Genomic DNA, 24,702 nt, shown 5'->3' with positions numbered 1-24,702 from the left:
ACCATGACTAGGGAAATTATCCCATTTTGACGCATGCCATCGCGCGCTAGAATTGACTTCAATAAACGGTTTGTTAATCTTTATAGAAGCTTAGAGCGGTTTTTTCAATGTGGATGAAAACAGCACATGAAATGCTCTGAGTAAGTAATTTGATACGAATCGAAGCATATCTGTGTGTGTAGTAAAAGGTGCGCGATGTTTGATAATATACCTGGCCAGCTGAGGACAAGTCTACCTGCGGTCGAGAGACAGAATTATCCGACCAATCTACTTGCCCGTTGGGATGAGCCAGGCGACTGGTGGGAAAAGCGCGTGCAATATGGCATCGATCCCTACCAGAAATACTCGACGAGCCGCGTCGGCGCATTCATCGAGGGTGCCCATCGGGACGGCACTGTATTCCGCGGCCACAATTTTGCCAGCCAGGATTACCTTTCACTTTCCTCACATCCAAAGTTAATAGAAGCAGCCAAGCAGACGATCGATCAATACGGCCTGCACAGCGCCGGCTCCGCCGCACTGATGGGCAACACCGCACTTTCGGTGCAACTCGAACGCCGGCTCGAAGCTTTTCTCGGCTTTGACGACGTGGTGGTGTTCCCCATCGGCTGGGCAGCCGGCTATGGCGCCGTCAAGACGCTGGTCAAATCGACGGACCATGTTGTGATCGACATCCTGGCGCATGCCTGCCTCCAGGAAGCGGCCCGCGACGCCACCGACAATGTCCATCTGCATTCGCATCTCAATGTCCGGGCGGTCGAGAGCCGGCTGGAACGCATCCGCCGCGAGGACCAAACGGGCGGCATCCTCGTCGTCACCGAAACGCTGTTTTCGATGGACAGCGATTTCCCCGATATTCCGGCGCTGCAGGCGCTCTGCCACAAGCACAATGCCACGCTGCTGGTCGATTGCGCCCATGACCTTGGCGCCCTCGGCGCCACCGGCCGCGGCAAGCTCGAAGATTTCGGCATGCTGGGCGGCGTCGATATCCTGGTCGGCGCTTTCTCCAAGAGCTTCGCCTCGATGGGCGGCTTCGTCGCCACCAACAACAAGGGCTTCCGCTTCGGCCTGCGCGGTCAGTGCGGCCCCTCGACATTTACCAATGCCATGTCCCCCATCCAGGCCGCGACAATCCTTGGCGCTCTTGATATCGTCGAGGGTGAGGAAGGCGCGCAGCGCAGGGCAAAGCTGCTTCACAACAGTCTAAGGCTGCGCGCCGGCCTGGAAGAAGCCGGTTTCGAAGTGCTCGGCAAGCCGAGCGCAGTCGTACCGATGCTGATCGGCGACATCCTGCTCGCCCGCTTGATGACCCGCTACGCCGTCGAATATGGTGGCATCGTCAACCTGGTCGAGCACCCCGCCGTCGCCCGCAATGCCTGCCGCTGGCGCCTGCAGGTGATGGCCGACCATACCGAAGAGCAGATCGACGCCATGGTCGAGATTGCAGTCAAGGCGCGCGAAATGGCCGAGTTGCATGTCGAATGGCTGTCCGCCAACGACAACGACGAAACCGCTGAGCCCACCTCCCCGCTGCTGCCGATCGAACTCCCCGCCGCGGCAGCAGAATAAGCCTCCCCACTTCGAAATCGGCCGCTGGCTCTCGGTCGATTTTAGAAGTGGGGGCTTTTTCTCGACTTGGCGTCCCCTGAAGACCCTGGTGCCCCCTCACCAGGGTCTTTTCTTGTTGTGCATTCTGGCAAGCCGATAATGCATATTGTGTGGTGGATTAATTGAAGCGCAGGTCTGCCCAATCTAGCTGAAACAAATCTCGGTCGGGTCGAAGAAATTGTAGGGGGCCAGGAGGCCAGAGATTACCTCGAAGAATATGTGCCAAACCACTCAATTGGGGCGAACGCTCTTGCGAAATGATCGCCAGCATTTTGCACATTAGAATTTGCCACGCGTGGCCCGTGTAGAAACACCTGAATATTCAAAATGCTTCGTGAGAGTTTTCCAGAAACTCAGTTTGCCTTATTTGCATCAATGTCTCCGAGCTTGGCCTTCATAATTTTCTCGGCCGCCGATCTGGAGCTTGGACCCAGTACACCGTTAACAGGGCCGTCATATGATCCTATACGAGCCAGCTCTTTCTGTATCTCTCGTCGAAAACTTGTCGGCCAGTTGTTGTTTCTAACAAAAAGCTCTCCGAAAGTAAGCGTATCGCCAAGTTGCAGTGCACGCACCATCCACTCAGCCGCTTTTCTTTCGTCTTTAGCAACAAACTCTCCTTTTTGATACATGTAACCTAACGAATACATTGACGTTGACACGTTCAAGGATGCGGCTTTCTGAAACCACTTGAAAGCCTCCTGTCCACTCCTGACCGTCCCCACGCCCTTAAGATATAACATCGCAATTCCGTTGTTTGCCATGCCGTAGTTTAGAGCCGCGGCGCGCTTATAATACTGCATCGCCTCCTCGGCCCTGTCATTTCGGTACAACGCGCGACCATAGAGAAAAAGAAAACGCGCTTCGCTTGGATATGCATCCAGCGACTTCTTGCATTCTTGAAGTGCTTTCTTTGCCTGGATTTTTGCAAACTCGACGCCCAGTAACGGGCTGATGGCTTGCCTGTCGTTCGGGACGGTTGCCAGTCGATCGCACTCGGTGACAGGCGCCGACTCAAACTTGTCGGGGATAGCAGCTTCCACCGGCGCTTCTACCAACGAACCCGGTTTGTCCGCCCTTTCCAATATTGCGATCTGCTCTTCAGCCAGCAAGCGGTACATTTTTGCATCGCCGTGGGTTTCCACAAAGGCTCTCAGGACATCCACTTTTCCAGATTTTTGAGCGATTTCCCAGTCCGCGCGGGCATCCGAATCATTTGTCGCATTCACGACCTCGCCCTCGATTTGCGGCTGGACGTCCGGGTCGCGCAAGAAAATATCAGTCGCAGGCAGTCGCGCACTTTCATAGGGCACCTGCTCGCCATTTGTCTTGGCTTGCACCTCATCGGCAACGATGCGGAAGAGCTTGCCGACCTCGATGCCGGGCTTTTCGATATTGGCCAAGAGCGCTTCGGTATAGGGACTATGTCCACTCTCGCCGTCGGAAGCCTCCTTGCCGGCCAAGGCGGAATAGCTGATCAATTCGTTCGGACCGGCCGCCAAATCTGCGAGTCCCCGGCCAATCGAGCGATTGGCGCCAAGCGATCTCGTCATCTTTTCCGCGAATGGATTGTTGCGGCAGGCGTCAAGCAGCACCATTCTCAGCTTCTTTGCCGCCGAAACCGCGCCAAGCACGCTATTGAGGGATACCGTTTCGAACGGCACTCGAAGATCTGTCTTCAGCTTGGCATCGACCGGAATCAGGTAGTTGACGCCGCCCATTTCAATCCCGTGGCCGGCGTAAAAGACCAGGGCGAGATCAGCGTTGCTAGCCTTCTCCGAAAAGTCGGCTAGCCCCTGGTCGAAGTCGACCTTCGAGACATTGGTCAACAGCGTCACGTCGAAGCCGAGCCTGCCGAGCGCAGCACTCATGGCTCGGGCGTCATTGACCGGATTGGGCAGAGCCACGACATTTTTGTACGCGGAATTGCCGATGACCAGGGCGACGCGTCTGTCTTCGGAAGCGAAGGCCGAGGTAAAGCCGATAAACAACAGGAATAGGCACGCGGCAAGCAAACGAACGGTCATGAACATTTTCTGCGCCAGTCATAGTTAGGCAGTTGCGCTACAAGCAGTCTAACATGGCGCATTGTAACAACAAGGGCCTGCCACTCGCAATTGCGGGAAAATCACCTAAAACAACGTGCCTGATGCAGCACCTTGTGAGGCGACAGCCTCAGTTTGGCCTGCATCTGCATATATTACTTGAGAAATCTTAAGTTAATCACGATAATACTTTGTTTTACGTACCCCCACATATGTCAAGGCGCGCTTTGGGAGCGTTGGCTTGTCCTGCCGYGCAAAAGTACGCAGATAAATTCTCTCCTCTGTTCTTGCGAGCTTGCGGCGGTTTCTGTAGCTTGCTGTAAGTAGGATAGAATATCCTTTTGATGACCGATGTTCGAGCTGTGGGGGAGATTGGACGTTGCGCAATTCGAAATTTGTGCTGGCGGGAGCATCAGTGGCGACACTATTTTTTTCTATTGGAAATGCGCAAGCCTGGCCGCGTTTCACCAGTGCGTCATATACCGATCGGGGCGCCGCCTCGAATTACGATTTAACTGTATTTGCCGACCGCAAGCCGGATATCATCTACGTCTTTGGCGGCGGCGGCCATCACAAGAGCCAAGCAGCCGACGATCCCTACACAAACGATCCCTTTAAGAAGCGAAAGCTGATGAAAAAGGCGCTCGAAGGTTCGCACGCTGGACCGGATTCGACAACCAAAGGCGACCAAGTGAACCAACAAAAGGTTAGGGCTAAGGTCAAGGCAACTGCAGGCAAGGTCAGCACCCCGGGACGCAGTGGAAAAAATCCTTCCGAAAAGCGCGCCTACCCAGCACCGTCATCCCAAGAGAAGAAATCCAGGCCAAAGATCGTGGAGCCGAAGACTGTCACCGAACCGCTTGGGGGCGCGGAATAGTCGCTTTTGATGGCGTCTCGAAAGCGGATCAGTGCAACGGCGCGCAAAGCGCTGCGATGTCTTCGCCGTCATCCATAGACCGACGCAGCTACGAACGTCCAATACATGCCCAACTGGCCAGCGCTGAGTGCATCATCGCTAGAGCCGCCTTCAGGCGCGCAGGAATCACACAATTGGTCATCGTTCGATGACGGTCGTGAAAAACGTTCCGGATCTACGGCTCATGGGTCACCTCATCCCGAGCTATAGAGCCAGAATTAACTCCCCTCAACACGCAGATCGCTGGCCTGCCGAACCCGGCGACCAGACAAAGATACGAAAATGAAACCCGCTCTGTTTCCGTATTTTCCCGCCCATGCTAAGCCTGCCTAACACGCATTCCACGAAGTCGCAGGCATATGGCTCACGAAAGCAGTCACAAGAACCTCTGGACGCATTCCGCGCCGGCCGCACCCTCCACGCATCCGCTCGAACAGTCGATTGCGACCTCGGTCGCGATTGTCGGCGGTGGCTTTACCGGGCTCTCGGCGGCGCTGCATCTGGCCGAAGCGGGCGTCGATTGCGTCGTGTTGGAGGCGAATACGATCGGCTTTGGCGGCTCCGGGCGCAATGTCGGGTTGGTCAATGCCGGCATGTGGTTGCCGCCGGATGACATCGTGGCGAGCCTGGGTGCCACGGTCGGAAATCGCCTGCTCAGCGAACTCGGCGACGGCCCTGCCCTCGTCTATCAGCTGATTGAAAAATTCGGTATCGACTGCGAGGCCGCTCATAACGGCACATTGCACCTCGCCGTCGGAGGAGACGGCATCAAGGACAACCGGGCGCGCGCCGAGCAATGGCAGCGGCGTGGCGCTCCGGTGGAAGCGCTGTCTGCTGCCGACACCGAACGGTTGACCGGTTCGAAAAGCTTTGTCGGCGCCCTGCTCGACCGGCGCGCGGGTACGGTTCAGCCGCTCGCCTATGCCCATGGGCTGGCGCGGGCGGCGATCGCCGCAGGTGCTCGCGTATTCACCGGCACTCCCGTTATGGACGGCCGGCGGATCGGCCAGGGTTTTGCACTCGACACGCCCAGGGGCAAGGTGACGGCGGAAAAGGTGATCGTCGCCACCAATGCCTATGCTTTCCTGATGCCCTCCATGGCCTGGAGCACGCATCGGGACGAAATCACCTTCATGAATTATTTCCAGTTCGCTACCAATCCCCTCCCCTCGGCGGTCATCGACCGCATTCTGCCCGAAGGTCATGGCACCTGGGACACGGGCCTCGTCATGACCTCGTTTCGCAAGGACAAAGCCGGCCGGCTGATCTTCGGCTCGATCGGCGCGCTCGATGCGATCGCCGCCGGCACGCACCGCGCCTTCGCCCGCCGTTTCCTCAAATCCGCCTTCCCCTTCATCGGCGATTTCGATTTCCAGTATTGGTGGGACGGCAAGATCGACATGACCAAGACGAACCTGCCGGTCTTTCATCAGCCGGAGGACAATGTCTGGTCGATCACCGGCTATAACGGTCGCGGCATCGCCCCCGGCACCGTGTTTGGCCGGGCTTTGGCCGGCGTGGCCATGGGCAACCGGGCGGCAATGCCGCTCGAAACCACCGATGTCTCACCGGATCCGATGCGCGGCCTGAAGACGCAATTCTACAATACCGGCGCACTCGCCAAGCATTTCATCGACAAACGCATGGGGTAGCAAACGATCCACTGACAAGGGGCCAGTGTGAGCACAAGATATACCGTCACCCAGGTGATCACCGACATGCTCAACTGCGTCCAGTCGCAGGCGGTGATCGATTGCTTCCGCCATTTTGTCGAGCAGTATCATATCGACACCTTCGCCAGCGGCGAGATAGACATCGCCAATCGCAAGCGCACCGTCTTCCACGCCATGGAGTGGCCGGAGCGCTGGCGAAATTACTATTTCCAGTCGGGCCTGGTTGAGCACGACCCTTTGCTCGCCGCCCTCGACCAGGAACCAGGCGGCTTCACCTGGACCGAGTTGCGCAGCAGGCGCGCCCTGTCGATCGTCGGGACGGAGGCGCTGAACAAGATCGCTGCCGAAGGCTGGATCGACGGCTTCGTTCTGCCGCTGCACCGCAGCGGCAGCCGATACGGGATCGTCAGCCTGGTGGCCTATAAACATCTTATCGACAGGCAGCAGAAAGCCGACCTGACGCCGGCCTCCCTCGTCTTCCAGGAGCGGATGCGCTACCACGTGCCGCGCGACGGTTTTCGCGTGCCGCCGGCAGGACTGACGCCGCGCGAGATCGACTGCCTCAAGCTGATCGCGGAAGGCCTCTCAGACAGCAAGACGGGCGAGGCGCTCGGCATCAGCGGCTCGACCGTCCACGAACATGCCGAGCGGGCCAAGCGCAAGCTCGATGCGCGTAATAGAGCGGAGCTTGCGGCTCTGGCCATGGCACTGGCGATCATCCCCGGATGATAAACCCGTGCCCGGACAACTGTATTTTCATTAAAAATTCGTAAATGATCCCCTGTTTGGGGGACTGACAGGCGAACAGAACCACTGAGAATGCTCCAGAATTGTTGGGGGCATTCATGGCTGTCATTGTAAACGGCAATACCTATACCAGCGATGACGCCGGAGACACGATCACCGGCTCCGGTAACAACGATTTCATCTATGGCAATCTTGGAAATGACATCATCAAGGGCCAGGGCGGCAACGACTATATCGACGCCGGTGTCGGCGATGACAATGTCTCCGGCGGCGATGGCAACGATACGATCTATGACTGGACATCCAGCCCATCGACTTATGTCGGCCTGATCGGCCACGACATCATCCATGGCGATGGCGGCGACGACAATGTCTCGGTCCGCTCGCCCGATACCGGCGACTTTGCCTATGGCGACGATGGCACCGACACGATCAACATCTGGTTCGACGCCACGCTGCCGACGCCGGCGCCCATCCGTTTCTCTCTGACCGAAGCCGGCAGCATGGTGACGCTCGATGGCGTCAACACCGTCTGGGTTCAGGGTTTTGAAAAGCTTCTCTTCCTCGGCAATATCGGCGACGATTTTGTCGAAGGCGGCAATCTTGCCGACGATATCGAACTCGGCGCCGGCAATGATACCCTGCATGGCCTGGGCGGCGACGACTATCTCGATGGCGGCACGGGCCAACAGTTCATCGACGGAGGCAGCGGCACCGACACCGTTGCTTTCGACCTCTCGTCCGCCACCGATGCGATCAAGCTCGACTTCAAGACCAAGACCTTCGATCTGGCAGGCTTCGGCACGCTCGCCAATGTCGAGCTGGCCGGCACAATCCATACCGGCAGCGGCAATGACGTGATCGTCGACGGCGATGCCGGCGGCGGCGAGTTCGACACCGGCAATGGCGATGACCAGTTCACCGGCGGCAAGGGCATCGACACCTGGAACATGGGCGGCGGCCACGACACGGGCTCGCTCGGCGCCGGCAACGATCGCGCCACCGTCGAAGGCTTCGAAGCCGATACCGGCGCGAAGAATGTCCATGGCGGAGACGGCAATGACTGGCTGGTGGGTGCGGCCGGCGGCGATCAGTTCTTCGGTGAAAACGATAACGACTATATCAGCGGCCAGGGCGGCAACGACCAGCTGGACGGCGGTGCCGGCAATGACACGATCCGCGGCGGCGCCGGCGGCGACCAGATCACCGGCGGCGCCGGCAATGACGCGCTCGACGGCGATTATGACGACACGGCCCAGACGGATATGCCTGGTGATGACACTGTCAGCGGCGGCGCGGGCGACGACAGCATCGGCGGCGGGCTCGGTGCGGACCGGCTGAACGGTGATGCCGGAAATGATTCCATCTTCCTTACCTATGACAGCGAAACGCTCGACACGGGTCTGGACGTGGTCGATGGCGGCACCGGCAAGGATTCCGTCGTTGTCCAGTTCGAGAACAATCAATCCTGGGACTATGTCATCACGTCCGGGGCCGCCACGAAGATCAGCGTCAATGGCACGCAGATGGTGACGCTCAAGAACACCGAGAGCATCCTGTACAACATCAACGCCAATGGCACGTTTCACTATACCGGCGGCGATGAGGACGACAGTTTCCGCCTGGGCAGCATCGCCACCGGCAGTGACACGATCAATACCGGCGGCGGCAATGACATGATCGACTCCGCTTTCGGCGGCGACACGATCGACAGCGGCGACGGCGATGACACCGTCACGGTCGAAATGGGCGGCAAGGACAATGTCAGGACCGGCGACGGCAATGACAATCTGCTGCTGCAGTCGATCTTCAGCCAGGCGATCGACAATAGTCAGGCCGGCAAGTTCGACATGGGCTCCGGCAACGACGACATACTGACGATCAACGCCTGGGATCACAATATCAACTTTACCAATGGGCAGAACGTCACGCTCGACGGCAAGGTGATCGCCAAGGTGACCGGCTGGGAAGCGCTTGTCTTCAACGCCGACATGAATGGCTCGACCGATTATGTCGGCTCGAACGGCAACGAACAGATCTTCCTGCAATATCTCAACGACGCCGCCACTGGCGGTGGTGGCGACGACACGATCCAGGGCGGCGGCGGCAGCGACATACTCGATGGCGGCAAGGGCAGTGACACCGCCATGTACGAGAACTACTTTTCCTCCAGCGCCGTCAGCGTGACGCTTGGTGGCGCCAAGCAGGTGACGGTCAAGGTCAACGGCGTCGCGGAAGACAAGATCAGGAATTTCGAGAATGTCACCGGCGGCTATGGTGCCGACACGCTGACCGGCGACAAGGGCGACAACACACTCAACGGCTGGGGCGGCAACGACACGCTGAAGGGTGGCGACGGCGACGATATCGTCATCGGCAGCGCCGGCACCGACACGATGTCGGGCGGCAGCGGCAAGGACCATTTTGTCTTCAATCTGGTCACCGGTTTCACGCCAGGCGAATTCGATTCCGTCACCGATTTCAAGCACGGCCAGGACAAACTCGACTTTTCGCCGCTCGACACCAACCCCGCAACCGCCAAGGACGATGCCTTCACCTTCCTCGACAAGGAAGGGGCGGCCTTCGACGGCAAGCACGCCGAAATCCGCTTCGACAAACAGGATGGCATCACCGTGGTCGAGGCCGACCTGAACAAGGACGGCTTTGCCGACATTCATATCCAGCTCACCGGAGCGATCAACCTCGACAAGAACGATTTCATTCTCTGATCGGGCATGGCCGCGCGGCCAAGGGAGGCGACGATGACAGTCACGCATACGGGCAATACCTGGTACGGCGACGGCGACAACAACACGATGGATGGCAACAATGCCGCCGAATATATGTACGGCTATGCCGGCGACGACACGCTGAAGGGCCAGGGCGGCAACGATGTGCTCACCGGCGGTCTCGGCAGCGACAAATTGCTCGGCGGAGACGGCAATGACCGGCTGGTCGACCTCGGCGACAGCATTGGCGGCAGCGGCAACCAGCTTGTCGGCAAGGATTCGCTCAATGGCGGCGCCGGCGATGACGTGCTGATCATCCAGTCACCGGACACCGGCGACGTGGTCGATGGCGGCGCGGGCAAGGACAATGTTCAGATAGACTTCTCGCACACGACCTATAGCGGCGTCACCGCCATCAATTTCAGCCTGCTGCAGGGCGGCAGCACTGCCCAGGTCAACGGCATCAACACCGTCTTTGTCACCGGCGTCGAGTCGATGCAGTTCTGGGGCAATATCTACAACGACTTCATTGCCGGCGCCGACGGCAATGACACGATCTACGGCCTCGACGGCGACGATGTCATCAAGGGCGGCGGCGGCAATGATGTGCTCGACGGCGGCTCCGGCATCCAGAATATCGATGGTGGCGATGGCAACGATACCGTCTCTTTTGACCTCTCCGGCGCGGATACGGGCCTCGACATCAAGGTCGCCAACACGCTGGACCTCGGCGCCTTCGGCAAGGTCAGGAATTTCGAGACGTTCGGCGAAGTCTGGACAGGGTCCGGGGCCGATACGGTCGAGACGAACGACAAGGGCGGCACCTTCCACACCGGGGCCGGCGCGGACCAGTTCACCGGCGGCAAGGGCAACGATATCTGGGACATGGGCTCCGGCGCCGATACCGGCACTATGGGCGACGGCAATGACCAGGCCTATGTCCTGGGCAACGACAATTTCGACACCGCGGTCAAGAACATCCACGGCGGCAACGGCAATGACTCGATCCGCACCGCCGCCGGCAGCGAGACCGTCTGGGGCGACGCGGGCAATGATTCCATCGACAGCGGCAAGGGCAATGACGACCTCGAAGGTGGCGAGGGCAGCGACAATCTCGAAGGCGGCGCCGGGACCGATACGCTGAATGGCGGCAACGGCAACGATTTCCTCGAGGCGGATCGCGATCATACCGGTTTCCAGACCGCGCTCACCTTTGACAGTGATCTGTTGAACGGTGACGGCGGCAATGACTCGCTTGAGGGCGGCTACGGCGCCGACACGCTCAATGGCGGCACCGGCAATGACAGTGTCGAGCTGGATTTCTGGGATGGCAGCACCACCAACCCCGACACCGCCGTCGATCATGCCGATGGCGGCGCCGGCAACGACATCCTGAAGCTCGATATCTGGTACTCCCTCGAATGGCAGCTCGACATCACCGTGGGAGCGACGATCCAGGTCAAGGTCGACGGACAAACGCTTGCGATTGCCAAGAATTTCGAGGCGCTCAACATCACCGGCACCGGCGTCGGCGACCAGAAGATCACCGGCGGCGACCTGGCCGACACCGTCTGGACGTCATCGGGCGACGACATCATCAACGGCCTCGGCGGCGATGACACAGTGCTATCCTTCACCGGCAGCGATACGGTGAACGGCGACGACGGCAACGATACGCTGCATGTCGACATCGGTGGAAAGGACGAGGTCGATGCCGGCGCCGGCAACGACACCCTGATTTTGCGCTACTATCAGGACGACACGATCGATCCCGATGCGACCTACGACCTGGGTTCCGGCAAGGACACGCTGGAAATCAATGCCATCACCAAGAAGGTCACATTCGACGGCACCCGTCTCTATGTCGAAGGCCAGCTTGCCGGCACGGTCACGGGTTATGAATATCTGAAGTTCTATGGCTCCAGCGAAGCGACGACGATGAACGGCACCGATGCGGGCGACTTCCTCTACATGGGCGCCGGCAACGACACCGTCAACGGCGGCAAGGGTGACGACTGGATCGACGGCGGCGCGGGCATCAACAAGCTCGACGGCGGCGCCGGAAACAATACGCTGAGCTACGGGACGCAAGGCGTTGGCATCGAAATGACTATCGGCGGCACCAAAACGATCGTGGTGAAGGTCAACGGTGTCGCCACCGACAGCGTCAAAAACTTCGAGAACGTCTTTGGCGGCAGCATGGCCGATACGATCACTGGCGACAGCAAGGACAACACGATCGGCGGCAATAGCGGCAACGACATATTGAAGGGCGTGGGGGGCGACGATTACCTTATCGGTGGAATTGGCCAGGACACGATGACCGGTGGAGCCGGCAAGGATGTCTTCGTCTTCGAGAACACCCTGGATTTCCTGCCGCCAAGCACCAGCCACGACCTGATCACCGATTTCACCCACGGCGACGACACAATCGACCTCTCCACGCTCGACGCCAACGGGGGCGGCAAGGGAAATGCCGCGTTCAGCTTCATCAAGGAGGAAAGCGCCCATTTCACCGGCGCTGCGGGCGAACTCATCTTCGATCAGCACGACAAGCTGACCAGCATCATGGCCGACCTCGACGGCGACAAGGTCGCTGATTTCACGATCGACCTGAAGGGCACGATCGATCTGGTGAGGGGTGATTTCGCATTATAGGCAATGTACGAAAGCATCGAACGATGGCGGGCCGCGCTATCTGGTAACGGCACTGGCGATCATTGTCGTATAGTGCTTTTTCGGGCGATACCTGTAGTTTCCATCAACAATTTATCTGTCAATTCGGCTGACACAGGCGACGGTTTGGCGAACGCCGGTGATGGGCCAAGCGCGCCGGGCGCCTGTGACCGCACGGAATTCATGGCGCTTTTACAAGACCTTGCAAGGCGCGCCCGATGAACGGGCCTACCAATCCCCGCCACGACGATACCGTGTCCACCTTTCACTATTTCGCCTGAAGGTTTTGTAGCCGAAGTGAACAATAACGCGCATTCTGAAATTGACACAACCTTTTAGAGAATTATTAACATCTAATATGATAATATTCTCCTATGAAATACAGCTTCGGAGCGAATATAGTGAAATTGCTCTCGAAAATTCCGCACAACCGCAGCGGAGCCTCTGCAGTCGAATTCGCCCTGGTCTCGCCGCTTCTGATCATGGTGCTTTTGACGTTCCTGGCATTCGGCATCTATCTCACCGCGGCAAATTCCATCCAGCAGATCGCCGCCGACGCGGCACGAACAGCTGTCGCCGGGCTCGATGCCAAGGAACGAAGCACGCTGGCGAACAATTTCATCCGGAAATCCAGCCTGAACTATTTCATGATCGACAAAACCAAATTGACCGTCAACGTCCAGGACGATGCCGGCAACCCCGATCAGTTCACCGTATCGATCGAATATGACGCCCGCAACCTGCCGATCTGGAGCCTTTACACATTCGTATTGCCGGATACCCAGATCCGGCGCTTCTCCACCATCCGCATCGGAGGGCTGTGACATGTTGCATGCGGGAAAAAGGCTGTCGAACCTGGCAGGGTGCAAGAAAGGCAATGTCGCGATCATGACGGCAGTCGCCGCCCCGCTGATCGTCCTCACCGCCGCAGTTGGGCTCGACTACGGAAATCTCACTCTGCAGAAGCGGGCATTGCAGCGGCAGACGGACCTGGCCTCGATCGTCGCCGCTGCCAAAATCAGCGATTATCAACAAGCGCTGCTGCAGCATTTCAGGATGAACAAGCTGAACTTCGCATTGCGTAACGGTTCTGATCTCCTGACATTGAACGGCACGGTCAAATTCGACGGCGCAACCGCCCTGACCAGTTATGATGGATATGCAGACGTTGTGCTTGGACGCTATACGCCCGATCCGGCGATCAATCCCGAACAACGCTTCGTCGCGGGGGCACAGCCTTACGACACTGCCAGGGTGTCGATCCACCAGAAATCCGCGCTGACCTTCGCCTCTCTTCTTGGGCCAGGACCGACCCTTGATGCAGTCGGCACGTCGACAGCCTACAAGCTGGCCTCCTTTTCCGTCGGCTCGCGCCTCGCCAGCATCGACGGCGGGATACTCAACGGCCTGCTCGGCGGCTTGCTCGGCACCAGGCTGTCGCTCTCGGCCATGGACTACGAGGCCCTCCTCAACGCCGATGTCGATGCGCTGAAATTGACGGACAGGATGGGTCTGGATCTCGGCATCACGGCAGGCAGCTACAAGAATCTCCTCGCCACCAAGATCACCTACCGGCAATTTCTCGCCTCGCTGATGAAAACGTCCGGGCTCTCTCCACCGGTTGCCACGATCGTCGGCCAGCTGCAGAAGTCGCTGAATTCGACCCAGATCAATCTGACACTCGCCGACATCTTGGAATTGGGTTCCCTGGACGACAAGCCGATCGGCAGCGGCAGCAGCCTGCTGGTGAATGCCTCGGTGTTTGATCTCGTCAGTGCCGCGGCCGCAGCGGCAAATGCTGGAAAGCAGCTCTCAATCGATCTCGGCGCCACTGTGCCAGGTCTTGCCTCCACACAACTGACCATCGCCATTGGCGAACCGCCGGCCGGCACGCCGATGTTGGCTGTCGGTCAGCCCGGCTCGATCGTCAGAACCGCACAGACGCGGGTGAACCTTACGACCTCGGTCAATGGCCTGTCGGCGATCGCCGGCCTCAAAGTCACCGTACCGCTCTACATCGAGGTCGCCGATGCCGAGGCAAAACTTTCGGCGATCAATTGCTTCGGCGGTGCCAGGAACAATGCCAGCGTCGACGTCCAAGCCGTGCCGGGCATTGCCGAGATTTCCCTTGGCAATGTCGACACCAGCGCGTTCGACAATTTCGGCACGGACCCGCGCGTGACGAAAGCGACGCTCGTCAGTTCTTCGTTGCTGACGATCAAGGGCCTGAGCCATATCGACAGCGCCAATATGAGTCCGAAGACGCTGACCTTCTCGCCGTCGGAGATCAGTAGCGGCGACGTCAAGAGCGTGTCGACCGCCGACACGCTGACGAGCCTCGTCACCTCGCTGTTGGGCAACCTCAAGCTTGACGTCAATGTCCTTGCCGTGACCTTCGGAACACCGCAGGCCGCACAGGATGCACTCGTCACCACAGTTTCGGTTGCCACCGTGCCGATCGACAAGGTGCTCTACAACACGCTGCTGACGCTGGGCGTCAAGGTCGGCGAAGCGGACGTGCGGGTCACCGGCGTCAGCTGCCAGCGGCCCGTATTGGTGAATTGAGGCCGTAGCGCGTCTCGCGCCAGCGGTGGCGCGATGCCAAACGGCACCGCGCCCCTCGCCTTCAGATGCTTTCGTGGAAAAGCTGCTTGGCCGCTTCCACCGTCAGTTCCACCGGGTTGCCGCCGGTCGAGGGATCGGCGACCGCCATGACCGCCATCTCGTCGATCCGGTCCGTGCCGACGCCGAGGCTGGAGAGCTTATCGGGAACGCCGAGGTCTTCGCGCAGCTTCAGCACATAGTCATAGAAGCCGTTGAATCCGCCGGCAATTCCGAGATAGGCCGCTGCGGCGGCGATCCTGCCCTCGATCGCCGAACGGTTGAAGCGCAGCACGGGTGGCATCACCACTGCATTGGTCATGCCATGATGGGTGTGATAGATCGCGCCGACCGGATGGCTGAGCGAATGGATGGCGCCGAGCCCCTTCTGGAACGCGACAGCGCCCATGGCCGCTGCCGACATCATGTTCCTGCGGGCCTCGAGATCCGTGCCATCCTTATAGGCGCGCGGCAGATATTCCTTGACCAGCCGCATGCCTTCGAGCGCGATGCCCTGGCTCATCGGATGGTAGAACGGCGAAGAATAGGCCTCCAAGCAATGCGCAAACGCGTCCATGCCGGTGCCCGCGGTGATCACCTTGGGCATGCCGACCGTCAGTTCCGGGTCGCAGATCGTCACCCCCGGCAGGAATTTCGGATGGAAGATGATCTTCTTGGTATGCGTCTCGGAATTGGTGATCACCGAGGCGCGGCCGACTTCCGAGCCGGTGCCGGCCGTGGTCGGCACGGCGACGATCGGCGCGATGCCTTCTACATTGGCGCGCGTCCACCAATCGCCGACATCCTCGAAATCCCAGACCGGCCGCGTCTGCGCCACCATGAAGGCAACGCATTTGCCCAGGTCCAGGCCGGAACCGCCGCCAAAGGCGACGACGCCATCATGGCCGCCATCCTTGAACGCCTTGACACCGGCTTCGAGGTTCTTGTCGTTCGGGTTCGGATCGACATCGGCAAAGATCGCGCGGCCGAGGCCACCGGCTTCGAGGACATCGAGCGCCTTCTGCGTGATCGCCATCGGCGCCAGGCCACGATCGGTGATCAGGATCGGCTTCTTCATGCCGAGCGCCTTGCAATGATCGGCGAGTTCGGCGATCCGCCCTACCCCCATCTTGATGGCGGTCGGGTAGCTCCAGTTTGCGGTGATCGGCATTAGAATTGCTTCCTCAGGTGATAGGATTTTGGACGGGTCAGATTATGGAAGCCGAGGATCGACAGCGAACCGCCGCGGCCGGTTTCCTTGACGCCGGTCCAGACCAGCGCCGGGTCGAGATAGTCGGCGCGGTTCATGAACACCGTGCCGGTCTCGATCTGTTCACCAAGCTTCGCGGCGCGCTCGACATCATTGGTCCAAAGCGACGCCGTCAGGCCATATTTGCAATCGTTCATCAGTTCAAGGGCTTCGGCATCGTTCTTCACCTTCATGATGCCGACTGCCGGACCGAAGGTTTCCTCGTTCATGATCGACATGGAATGATCGACGTCGACAAGGATCTGCGGCGCGAGATAGGCGCCGCCATCATCCTGCGGGAACAGTTTTGGATCGACAAGCGCCTTGGCCCCCTTGGCGACGGCTTCGGCGATCTGCTCACGCACGACCTTTGCAAACCGCTTGTTGGCCATCGGCCCGAGCGAGGTTTCCGGATCAAGCGGGTTGCCGAGCCTGTAATTCGATACCCAGGCGACCGATTTCTCGACGAAATCGTCGTAGAGGTTCTCGTTCACATAGATGCGCTCGATGCCGCAGCAGCATTGGCCGGAATTATAGGTGGCGCCATCCATCAACACGTCGACGGCACGTTCCAGATCGGCGTCTTCCATCACATAGCCCGGATCCTTGCCGCCAAGCTCAAGCCCGATGCCGGTAAACGTGCCGGCCGCGGCGCGCTCGATCGACCGACCGCCTTCGACCGAACCGGTGAAATTGATGAAATTGAACTGGCTGTCGGCGATCAGCTTCGAGGTCGTGTCATGGTCGAGGAAGATGTTCATGAATACATCGTCCGGCACGCCCGCCTCGTTGAAGGCGCGCACCAGCCGCTCGCCGACCAGAAGCGTCTGGCTGGCATGCTTGATGACCACTGCATTGCCGGCCATCAGCGCCGGCGCCACGGTGTTGATCGCCGTCATATAGGGATAGTTCCAGGGCGCGATGACGAAGACGACGCCATGCGGCTCGCGGGCGATATAGCGTTCGAAGGCGGCACTCTTCTCGACGCTGATCGGCGCCAGTGCATCATGCGCGATCGAGGCGACGTAATTGGAGCGCTCATTGAAGCCGCGGAATTCGCCGCCATATTTCACCGGCCGGCCCATCTGCCAGGCGAGTTCCTTCACCACATCGTCGGCCATTTCGTTGAGCCGCGCAACGCCCTTCATCACCAGCGATACGCGCTCTTCGAGCGGCCGCTTCGCCCAGTCCTTCTGCGCCTTGCGCACCTTGGCGATCGCCGCCTTGGCATCGTCGAACGCCATCGCCGGACGCTCGGCATAGACCGAGCCATCGACCGGCGAGATACATTGGATCATGGTCATTCTCTTCAGTCTCCCTCTAACAGGCCAGTGTCCTCACATGGCCCGCCGCGCCATAGGCAAGGATCGCCCGGTCGCGGGTAATTATGGTCAAATCATGTTCTCGCGCGGTGGCGATGAGGATGCGGTCTGTTGGGTCGTTGTGAATGGGTATCGGGAGATGCGAAGACGCAATCAATATCTCCGGAGTAGCCGCTTCCACGCTTACGCGACCATTCATGATAAAATCCCCAAACCAACTCGACGCCGTTTTTGTCGTTGGCAGCCGGCCACGGGCGATCRGCATGCCGATTTCCCACGCCGACATTGCCGAGACGGCAATAGTCCCTGCCGCTTTTCGAACCCTGACCAATTCCTTTCGGGCCTCGATCGCGATTGGCTCGTCATGCGCCATCCAAATCATGGCGCATGTATCCAGCAGCAGGCCATCAGCCATCCTGATAGACCTTGCCCCACTCTGGATCAGCAGGCGCCGTCAAATCAAGATCGGCAGGAATGGTCATCGTTCCCTTCATACATCCGAATATCGGATCAGAAAGATCATCCTCTCTGCTTCCGCCTTCCCCGTCGCCTTCACCAGAGCCTGCATTGTCCTTGGCACGGCGAAAGACCAGCTTTTCTCCGGCGATATCCACCGACTCGGTCTCATAGCCTGCGTCCAGCCATTGCTGCGTCATGACGTTATTGGTGGGATTGTTGCTCCACCAAGCCCGTTGCATTTTCGATGGCGGCAGAGTTCGACCGAGTATTCGCTCAATCTCCCGGAACGTCATAGGTRCGTATGTCCGGTTCTGCTGACTCAGGAACTTTCCCAAAGGTTCATATTTGCGCATGGCAAAACTCCTTCATTCGCCAGGCAAAATAAACACCCAAAACCCTACCGTCAAGAAGAAGTGTATGTGGGTGTTTATGAGTGTTTATGCTCTCTCGAACCCTCGCGCCACCTCCCAATCCGTCACCCGGCGGTCATATTCTTCCTGCTCCCAGTGCGCTGCGCGGACATAGTGATCAATCACGTCATCGCCGAACGCACCGCGCAGAAGCGCCGACTTGTCCAGCATTTCCGCGGCGCCGCGTAGCGTTTTCGGCACTTCGCGCACGTCCTTGGCGCCGTAGGCGTCGCCGGTGAAGGGGTCCTCAAGCGCCATCTTCTTCTCGATGCCATCGATCCCGGCCGCAATCAGTGCCGCGAAGGCGAGATAGGGGTTGAGGTCGGAGCCGCCGACGCGGCATTCGATGCGGATACCCTTGGTCTCCTCGCCGCAGAGGCGGTAGCCGGCAGTGCGGTTGTCCTTCGACCAGACCGCCTTGGTCGGAGCAAAGGTGCCGGCGACGAAACGCTTGTAGGAATTGATGTAGGGCGCCAGGAAATAAGTGATTTCGCCGGCATGGGCGAGCAGGCCCGCCACATAGTGCTCCATCAGCTCCGACATGCCGTAGCGGCCCTTGTGGTCGAAGAACAGCGGCTTGCCCTCCAGCGACCAGAGCGACTGATGGACATGCGAGGAACTGCCGGCGGCGTTGTAGTTCCACTTGGCAAGGAAAGTGATCGCCTTGCCGCGCGACCAGGCAATCTCCTTGCAGGCATTCTTGATGATGACGTGCCGGTCGGCCATGGTCAGCGCGTCGGCATAGCGGACATTGATCTCTTCCTGCCCGGCCGAGGCTTCGCCCTTGCTGTTTTCGACCGGAATGCCGGCGCCCTGCAGGCCGTTGCGGATCGCCCGCATCACATCCTCTTCCTTGGTGGTCTGGAAGATGTGGTAATCCTCGTTATAGCCGGAAACCAGCTGGAGATCGCGATAGCCGCTGTGGCGGGCATCGTCATAGGTCTGGTCGAACAGGAAGAATTCGAGTTCGGTGGCCATGAAGGCCTTCATGCCCATTGCTTCGAGCCGTTTGATCTGCTTCTTGAGCACGGCACGCGGCGAATGCGGCACGTCTTCATGCGTGTGGTGATCGAGCACATCGCAGAGTACCATGGCCGTGCCTTCGAGCCACGGCAGGCGGCGCAGCGTGTCGAGATCGGGCTTCATGGTGTAATCGCCATAGCCCTTTTCCCAGCTGGTGGATTTGTAGCCGGAAACGGTCTCCATCTCCATGTCGGTGGCGAGCAGATAGTTGCAGCTATGCGTCTCCTGCCAGGCGCTGTCGACGAAATATTGAGCATGGAAGCGCTTGCCCATCAGCCGGCCCTGCATATCCACCTGCACGGCGAGCACGGTATCGATCCGGCCTTCGGAAACGTCCTTTTTTAGATCGTCGAATGAATAGGCTGCACTCATGAGGAACTCGCCAGTTGGTTGCAGCAGGCATATGCCCGCATGCTCGTTGAAACGACGTATGGTGATTCTCCGGCCCTTTGCGGGCCGGAGAGATAGGAGATCTAAGATTATTGGTAGGCAGTCTCGGCGGCGGCGATGTCGGCCTGACGCGCCTTCACTGCGGCCTCCGTCAACGGCGGGCCGGCAAAGCGGTTACGCTCGAATGCAAACCAGATCACGATCAGAAACACGATCAGACCCACCAGGAAGTAGCCAACCAGTTGGTTCGGCGGCTGGAAGCCGACAAAAGCGAGGATGGCCGCGCCGATAATTGCCAGAACAGCAATCGGCTTCGACCAGACCCCAAGATCAAATGGACCCTTCTTCGTCCACGATTTACCCTYGGCAAGCAAACCCGCGGCAATCGGCATCATGTAGGATACGTAAAGAAACACGGCGCAACCTGAAGCCAGGATAATGTAGGCGCTCGCGTTGGTGCCGGCGAGAAAGCCCAAAATGAAGCAAAGCACTGCGCCGGTAATGACAGCCGGGCCGGGCGTGCGGAAGGTCGGACTAACCTTCCTAAGCCAGCCCGAAGCACCCGGAATGCCACCATCACGGGCGAAGGCAAAAATCATGCGCGACAGTGAGGTCATGYCGGCAAGTGCGCAAAGGAAGTTCGAAGCGACGATACCGACCGAGATGACATCCTTGAGGAACTTCGGCATGTGGCTAGCTTCGAGGGTGTAGGAGAACACCGACCAACCCTTGGCCGCACCTTCGTCAACGCTCGGCATAGCAAGCAGAATTGCAGCGACGAGGATCCAGCCAAACACGCCAGACCAGAACACCGCATTCAGCATGCCACGCGGAACGGCGCGCTGCGCATCGCGCGTTTCTTCCGACGTGTGCGCGGACGCATCGAAGCCGGTTATCGTGTAGCACACATGCAGCAAACCAAGAACGAAGGCGAAGAACAGGCTCTGCGTCGCGGGCCAGGTACCTGCGCCCGGGTCGCCCGTATAGTTCTTGAATGTCACCAAACGGGAAAAGTCGAGTGGGACAGGCGAGCCAAAAATAAGGCCGAGAATGATCGCGATGGAGATGGCAAAGATCAGATAGCCCGAAAAGTCTGTAAGTAGCGTGGTGACGCGAATGCCCATGTAGTTCATCGCAGCCTGAATTGCCGTGATGATCGCAACCCAGATCACCAGGCTTGTGCCGGTGAAACTCGCTGCGTCCATTCCGAACATGCCGACGAGAACGAGATCGCGCAGCAGCAGGTAAACGCCATAATTGACTGACGCGACAACGAAAAGCAGGCCAAACAGATTGATCCAGGCAGTCGCCCAGCCCCAGCCCTTGCCGCCAAGGATCGAGGACCAATGATAAAGTCCGCCGGCTGTCGGATAGGCCGATGCGATCTGCCCCATGGAAGCAGCGACGATGAGCGCAAAGATTGAACCGACGATCCAGCCGATGCCGATCGAACCACCTCCCGCAGCGCCGAGAGCCACGGTATACGCACCGATGCCGCCCGCCAGAATGCAAATGATCGAAAAGGAAATGGCGAAGTTGGAAAAGCCGCTCATGCGACGGTGAAGCTCCTGGGCATAGCCCATGGAGTGCAGGACATTTGTGTCCTGCTTATTCTGGTCGTCTGTATAACCTGACATTGTTCATGGTCCCTGTTCCCCTCCGGCCGCACCATGCTGCCGGACCTTCTCATGCACTTTATGACCCGCGCGATCATTGGCGCCGCGCGGTGTTGAGATCGTCTCCTCAGGCGGGGATGGACAGGCTTTCCCTGATCAGTCCCGCCAGAAAACCGGCCATGACCTCCTGGCCGGCTTCATCTCGTATAAGGTCGTTGCGGACCTCGATCATGACATTCATCAAGCCGTTTGCAAGCCCGTGCAGTTTGAGCGTGTGGGTGACGCCGTCCGCCGGCCCGTAAGGCTCGTTGCGGCGAACGCGGTAGCGGCGGGCCTTTTCGGCAAAGCCCAGCATTTGGTCGGCAAGCCGGCTGTCGGTGTCGTGCAGGATACCGATTTCGACATCGCGCTCCGCCCCTTTATAAACCGGCGTGAACGAATGCATCGTCACCAGCACCGTGTCGCGCCCCACGGCCCGACGCTCGGCGATGCGGTGCGCGATTGCCTGTTTGAACGGCATGTAGATCGCCTCGGTCCGCGCCCGGCGGTCGCTCTCCGACAGATCGACATTGCCCGGTATGTCGTAAATCTCGCTGCGGGCCGGCATGGCATCGGCCGCCTCGGGCGGCCGGTTGCAATCATAGGCGAGCCGCGAGAAATTCTGGTAGATCAGGGCAGCATCAAGCGCTTTCGACATCCCCAGCGCCACGCCGAGTGCCCCCGGATCCCAGGCGATATGCGCCTCCAGCGCTTCGGCATCGAGCCCTAGCGAGCCGAGCCGCGCTGGCAGCCGGCGGCTTGCATGCTCGCAAATCAGCAGCACGTCTCCCCGGCCTGCGGTATTGGTTTCGCTGACCGGTGCCCCGTCTTCGGCCGTCAGCAGATGCAAATCGTCCGACATTCCCCCACGCCTTCGCTTTTCTGTAATAATTTCTTCAGTTTTCATCCGTTGTCAATCGAGACAATGAAGAATCCCATCCAAAAAAGCTGTTGACTCGCAATGTTGTTTTCATTTCATATTGCGTAAATTCCGGCGCAGACCGGAAGGGAATGGGGGACACGTGTCCAGCACCACCAAGACAGTCTCAGACATGATCACCGCACGTTATGACCAGATGACGCGCGCCGAAAAGCAATTGGCCAACAGCCTGCTCGACAATTATCCGGTCTCCGGACTGGGCTCGATCACCACGGTGGCCGAGGCGGCGAATGTCTCGACCCCCACGGTCGTGCGCATGGTGCAGAAGCTGGGCTTCAAGGGTTTTACCGACTTCCAGGTGCGGCTGCATCAGGAACTCGAAGAGACGATTTCCAACCCGATCACCAAGCACGAGCGCATGGCGCCCAATGCTCCAGGCGCCCATATCCTCAACCGCTTCGCCGAGGCGGTGATGAACAATATGCGCCAGTCGCTGGGTTCGCTCGATCCGGCCGAATTCGACAATGCCGCCAGGCTGATCGGCGACCGAAAGCGGGCCGTCTATCTTGCCGGCGGCCGCATCACCGGCGCATTGGCCGAATATTTCTTCACCCATCTGCAGGTGATCCGGCCCGGCGTGACGCGCATCTCTCCCAACGCATCGAGCTGGCCGCATTATGTGCTCAACATGAACCGCGGCGACATACTCATCCTGTTCGACATCCGCCGCTACGAGAGCCAGCTTGAGGCGTTGGCCCGCACAGCCGCCGAGCATGGTGCGGAAATCATCCTGTTCACCGACGTCTGGGGCTCGCCGATCGCCAAGCATGCGCGCCACGTCTTCCGCCTTGACATCGAGGCGCCGTCGGCCTGGGATTCCTCAGTCGTCACCCTCATCGTCGTCGAAGCGCTGATCGAGGCGATCCAGGGATCGCATTGGGAAAAAACACGCGAACGCATGACAATGCTGGAATCGCTGTTCGAATCGACACCGCTGTTTCGTAAGCCTGTTGCCGGCGAATAACCGGTAAGTTGAATTAGCAGTTTCGAAGTAACGTGTACAGTTTTGTTCAGTGCACAAAACTGTCACACAGACGTCATGGAATAAATCTAACAGCACGCTCACCGCTTGAAACTAGAAAGAGGAGAAAGTCAGTGAAAACCCTCAATACACTCGTCGCAGTCAGCTGCGCGGCACTCATGGCCTCGACGGCCAGCGTCCGTGCTGCGTCCATGGATGACCTCGTCAAGGCTGCCAAGGCCGAAGGCGAACTGACCGTCATCGCCCTGCCGCACTCCTGGTGCAACTACGGCGGCGCGCTGGAAGCCTTCAAGGCCAAGTACGGCCTCAAGGTCAACGAACTGAACCCGGACGCCGGTTCGGGCGACGAAGTCGAAGCCATCAAGGCCAACAAGAACAACAAGGGCCCGCAGGCTCCTGACACCATCGACGTCGGCCTCTCCTTCGGCCCGACGGCCAAGAAGGACGGCCTGCTGCAGCCCTACAAGGTCTCGACCTGGGACAGCATTCCGGATAGCGCCAAGGATGCCGACGGTTTTTGGTACGGCGATTACTACGGCGTCATGTCGCTGCTCGTAAACAAGGATCTGGTCAAGGAAGCCCCGAAGGATTGGGCCGACCTGCAGAAGCCGGAATTCGCCAACATGGTCTCGCTCGCCGGTGACCCGCGCACTGCCAACCAGGCCGTTTCGGCCGTGTTCGCGGCTGGCCTGGCTGCTGCCAATGGGGACGTCTCCAAGGCTGGCGATGCCGGTCTCGCCTTCTTCAAGGACCTGAATGCCAAGGGCAATTTCGTGCCGGTCATCGGCAAGGCTGCCTCCTTCGCGCAAGGGACGACCCCGATCATCGCTGCCTGGGACTACAACGCGATCTCCTGGGGCGACAGCCTGAACGGCAACCCGCCCTATGAAGTCGTCGTGCCGCAGAACGGCGTCGTCGCTGGCGTCTATGTCCAGGCGATCTCGGCTTACGCTCCGCATCCGAACGCTGCGAAGCTCTGGATGGAATACCTCTATTCCGACGAAGGCCAGATCGAATGGCTGAAGGGCTATTGCCACCCGATCCGCTTCAACGATCTCGCCAAGGCCAACAAGATCCCGGCCGACCTGATGAAGAAGCTGCCGCCGGCTGCCGGCTATGCCAAGGCCGTCTTCCCGACGCTCGACCAGCAGGCCGCCTATAAGAAGGCGATCACCGAACAGTGGGACAAGGTCGTCGGCGCCAACGTCCAGTAATAACCGACTTTGCATACCTTCCCGGGCGCCCTCGCCCGGGAAGGCTTTTATGGCATTTCACTT

Annotated in this window: 18 protein-coding genes; 10 read left to right on the top strand and 8 right to left on the bottom strand. The window is 59.2% G+C overall.

Going from position 1 to position 24,702, the window contains the following annotated elements; all coding sequences use genetic code 11:
- Positions 1-195 precede the first annotated feature (195 nt).
- A complete protein-coding gene (locus tag AC1D06_RS31165; protein ID WP_477877909.1) occupies positions 196-1,569 on the top strand; it encodes an aminotransferase class I/II-fold pyridoxal phosphate-dependent enzyme in 1,374 nt (457 codons plus the stop codon).
- Positions 1,570-1,961: 392 nt separating this feature from the next.
- Here AC1D06_RS31165 and AC1D06_RS31160 read toward each other — a convergent pair whose 3' ends face one another.
- Complete coding sequence (locus tag AC1D06_RS31160; RefSeq protein WP_477989796.1) at positions 1,962-3,635, bottom strand: caspase family protein; 1,674 nt, start codon at positions 3,633-3,635, stop codon at positions 1,962-1,964.
- Between the two features lie 397 nt (positions 3,636-4,032).
- Between AC1D06_RS31160 and AC1D06_RS31155 the strand changes: the two genes are divergently transcribed.
- The 7 genes from AC1D06_RS31155 (at position 4,033) to AC1D06_RS31125 (ending at position 14,959) form a co-directional block, all read left to right on the top strand.
- Positions 4,033-4,530, top strand: coding sequence for a hypothetical protein (locus AC1D06_RS31155; RefSeq protein WP_477877911.1), 498 nt, complete (start codon positions 4,033-4,035; stop codon positions 4,528-4,530).
- Between the two features lie 398 nt (positions 4,531-4,928).
- Entirely contained in the window at positions 4,929-6,221 is a 1,293-nt protein-coding gene (locus tag AC1D06_RS31150; RefSeq protein WP_477989795.1) for an NAD(P)/FAD-dependent oxidoreductase, read from the top strand.
- A gap of 27 nt (positions 6,222-6,248) precedes the next feature.
- The gene (locus tag AC1D06_RS31145) at positions 6,249-6,971 is read left to right on the top strand and encodes a helix-turn-helix transcriptional regulator (protein ID WP_477989794.1); all 723 of its coding nucleotides are present in this window, start codon (positions 6,249-6,251) and stop codon (positions 6,969-6,971) included.
- Between the two features lie 116 nt (positions 6,972-7,087).
- Positions 7,088-9,718 (top strand): M10 family metallopeptidase C-terminal domain-containing protein, encoded by a 2,631-nt coding sequence (locus AC1D06_RS31140; RefSeq protein ID WP_477989793.1) that lies wholly within the window; start codon positions 7,088-7,090, stop codon positions 9,716-9,718.
- A 33-nt stretch (positions 9,719-9,751) separates the two neighbouring features.
- Positions 9,752-12,376, top strand: a complete 2,625-nt coding sequence (locus AC1D06_RS31135) for a calcium-binding protein (RefSeq protein WP_477989792.1) — start codon at positions 9,752-9,754, stop codon at positions 12,374-12,376.
- 419 nt (positions 12,377-12,795) lie between these two features.
- Entirely contained in the window at positions 12,796-13,218 is a 423-nt protein-coding gene (locus AC1D06_RS31130) for a TadE/TadG family type IV pilus assembly protein (protein ID WP_477989791.1), read from the top strand.
- 1 nt (position 13,219) lies between these two features.
- Positions 13,220-14,959 carry a TadG family pilus assembly protein gene (locus AC1D06_RS31125; protein ID WP_477989790.1) on the top strand — a complete coding sequence of 580 codons (1,740 nt, stop codon included), beginning with the start codon at positions 13,220-13,222 and terminating at the stop codon, positions 14,957-14,959.
- Positions 14,960-15,020: 61 nt separating this feature from the next.
- Here AC1D06_RS31125 and AC1D06_RS31120 read toward each other — a convergent pair whose 3' ends face one another.
- The 7 genes from AC1D06_RS31120 to AC1D06_RS31090 form a co-directional block, all read right to left on the bottom strand.
- A complete protein-coding gene (locus AC1D06_RS31120; protein WP_477877918.1) occupies positions 15,021-16,166 on the bottom strand; it encodes an iron-containing alcohol dehydrogenase in 1,146 nt (381 codons plus the stop codon).
- On the bottom strand, positions 16,166-17,548 hold the full coding sequence (locus tag AC1D06_RS31115; protein WP_477989789.1) for an aldehyde dehydrogenase family protein: 1,383 nt from the start codon (positions 17,546-17,548) through the stop codon (positions 16,166-16,168). The genes AC1D06_RS31120 and AC1D06_RS31115 overlap by 1 nt, the downstream gene beginning before the upstream one ends.
- 16 nt (positions 17,549-17,564) lie before the next feature.
- The gene (locus AC1D06_RS31110) at positions 17,565-17,981 is read right to left on the bottom strand and encodes a type II toxin-antitoxin system VapC family toxin (RefSeq protein ID WP_477989788.1); all 417 of its coding nucleotides are present in this window, start codon (positions 17,979-17,981) and stop codon (positions 17,565-17,567) included.
- Entirely contained in the window at positions 17,974-18,378 is a 405-nt protein-coding gene (locus AC1D06_RS31105; RefSeq protein WP_477989787.1) for a DUF7662 domain-containing protein, read from the bottom strand. The genes AC1D06_RS31110 and AC1D06_RS31105 overlap by 8 nt, the downstream gene beginning before the upstream one ends.
- Positions 18,379-18,462: 84 nt before the next feature.
- Complete coding sequence (locus AC1D06_RS31100; protein WP_477989786.1) at positions 18,463-19,830, bottom strand: glutamine synthetase family protein; 1,368 nt, start codon at positions 19,828-19,830, stop codon at positions 18,463-18,465.
- Between the two features lie 107 nt (positions 19,831-19,937).
- A complete protein-coding gene (locus AC1D06_RS31095; RefSeq protein WP_477989785.1) occupies positions 19,938-21,485 on the bottom strand; it encodes an amino acid permease in 1,548 nt (515 codons plus the stop codon).
- 106 nt (positions 21,486-21,591) lie between these two features.
- Complete coding sequence (locus tag AC1D06_RS31090) at positions 21,592-22,365, bottom strand: N-formylglutamate amidohydrolase (RefSeq protein ID WP_477989784.1); 774 nt, start codon at positions 22,363-22,365, stop codon at positions 21,592-21,594.
- A 160-nt stretch (positions 22,366-22,525) separates the two neighbouring features.
- On the opposite strand from AC1D06_RS31090, the gene AC1D06_RS31085 reads away from it, so the two are divergent.
- Together AC1D06_RS31085 and AC1D06_RS31080 are read left to right on the top strand one after the other, a co-directional pair.
- A complete protein-coding gene (locus AC1D06_RS31085) occupies positions 22,526-23,407 on the top strand; it encodes a MurR/RpiR family transcriptional regulator (protein ID WP_477877924.1) in 882 nt (293 codons plus the stop codon).
- 176 nt (positions 23,408-23,583) lie between these two features.
- Positions 23,584-24,639 (top strand): ABC transporter substrate-binding protein, encoded by a 1,056-nt coding sequence (locus AC1D06_RS31080; RefSeq protein ID WP_477989797.1) that lies wholly within the window; start codon positions 23,584-23,586, stop codon positions 24,637-24,639.
- Positions 24,640-24,702: the final 63 nt, after the last annotated feature.

The organism is Rhizobium sp. P2_G2 (assembly GCF_056403555.1).
The sequence above is the reverse complement of the archived record's forward strand: the minus strand, read 5'-3'. Positions and strand labels throughout refer to the sequence as shown.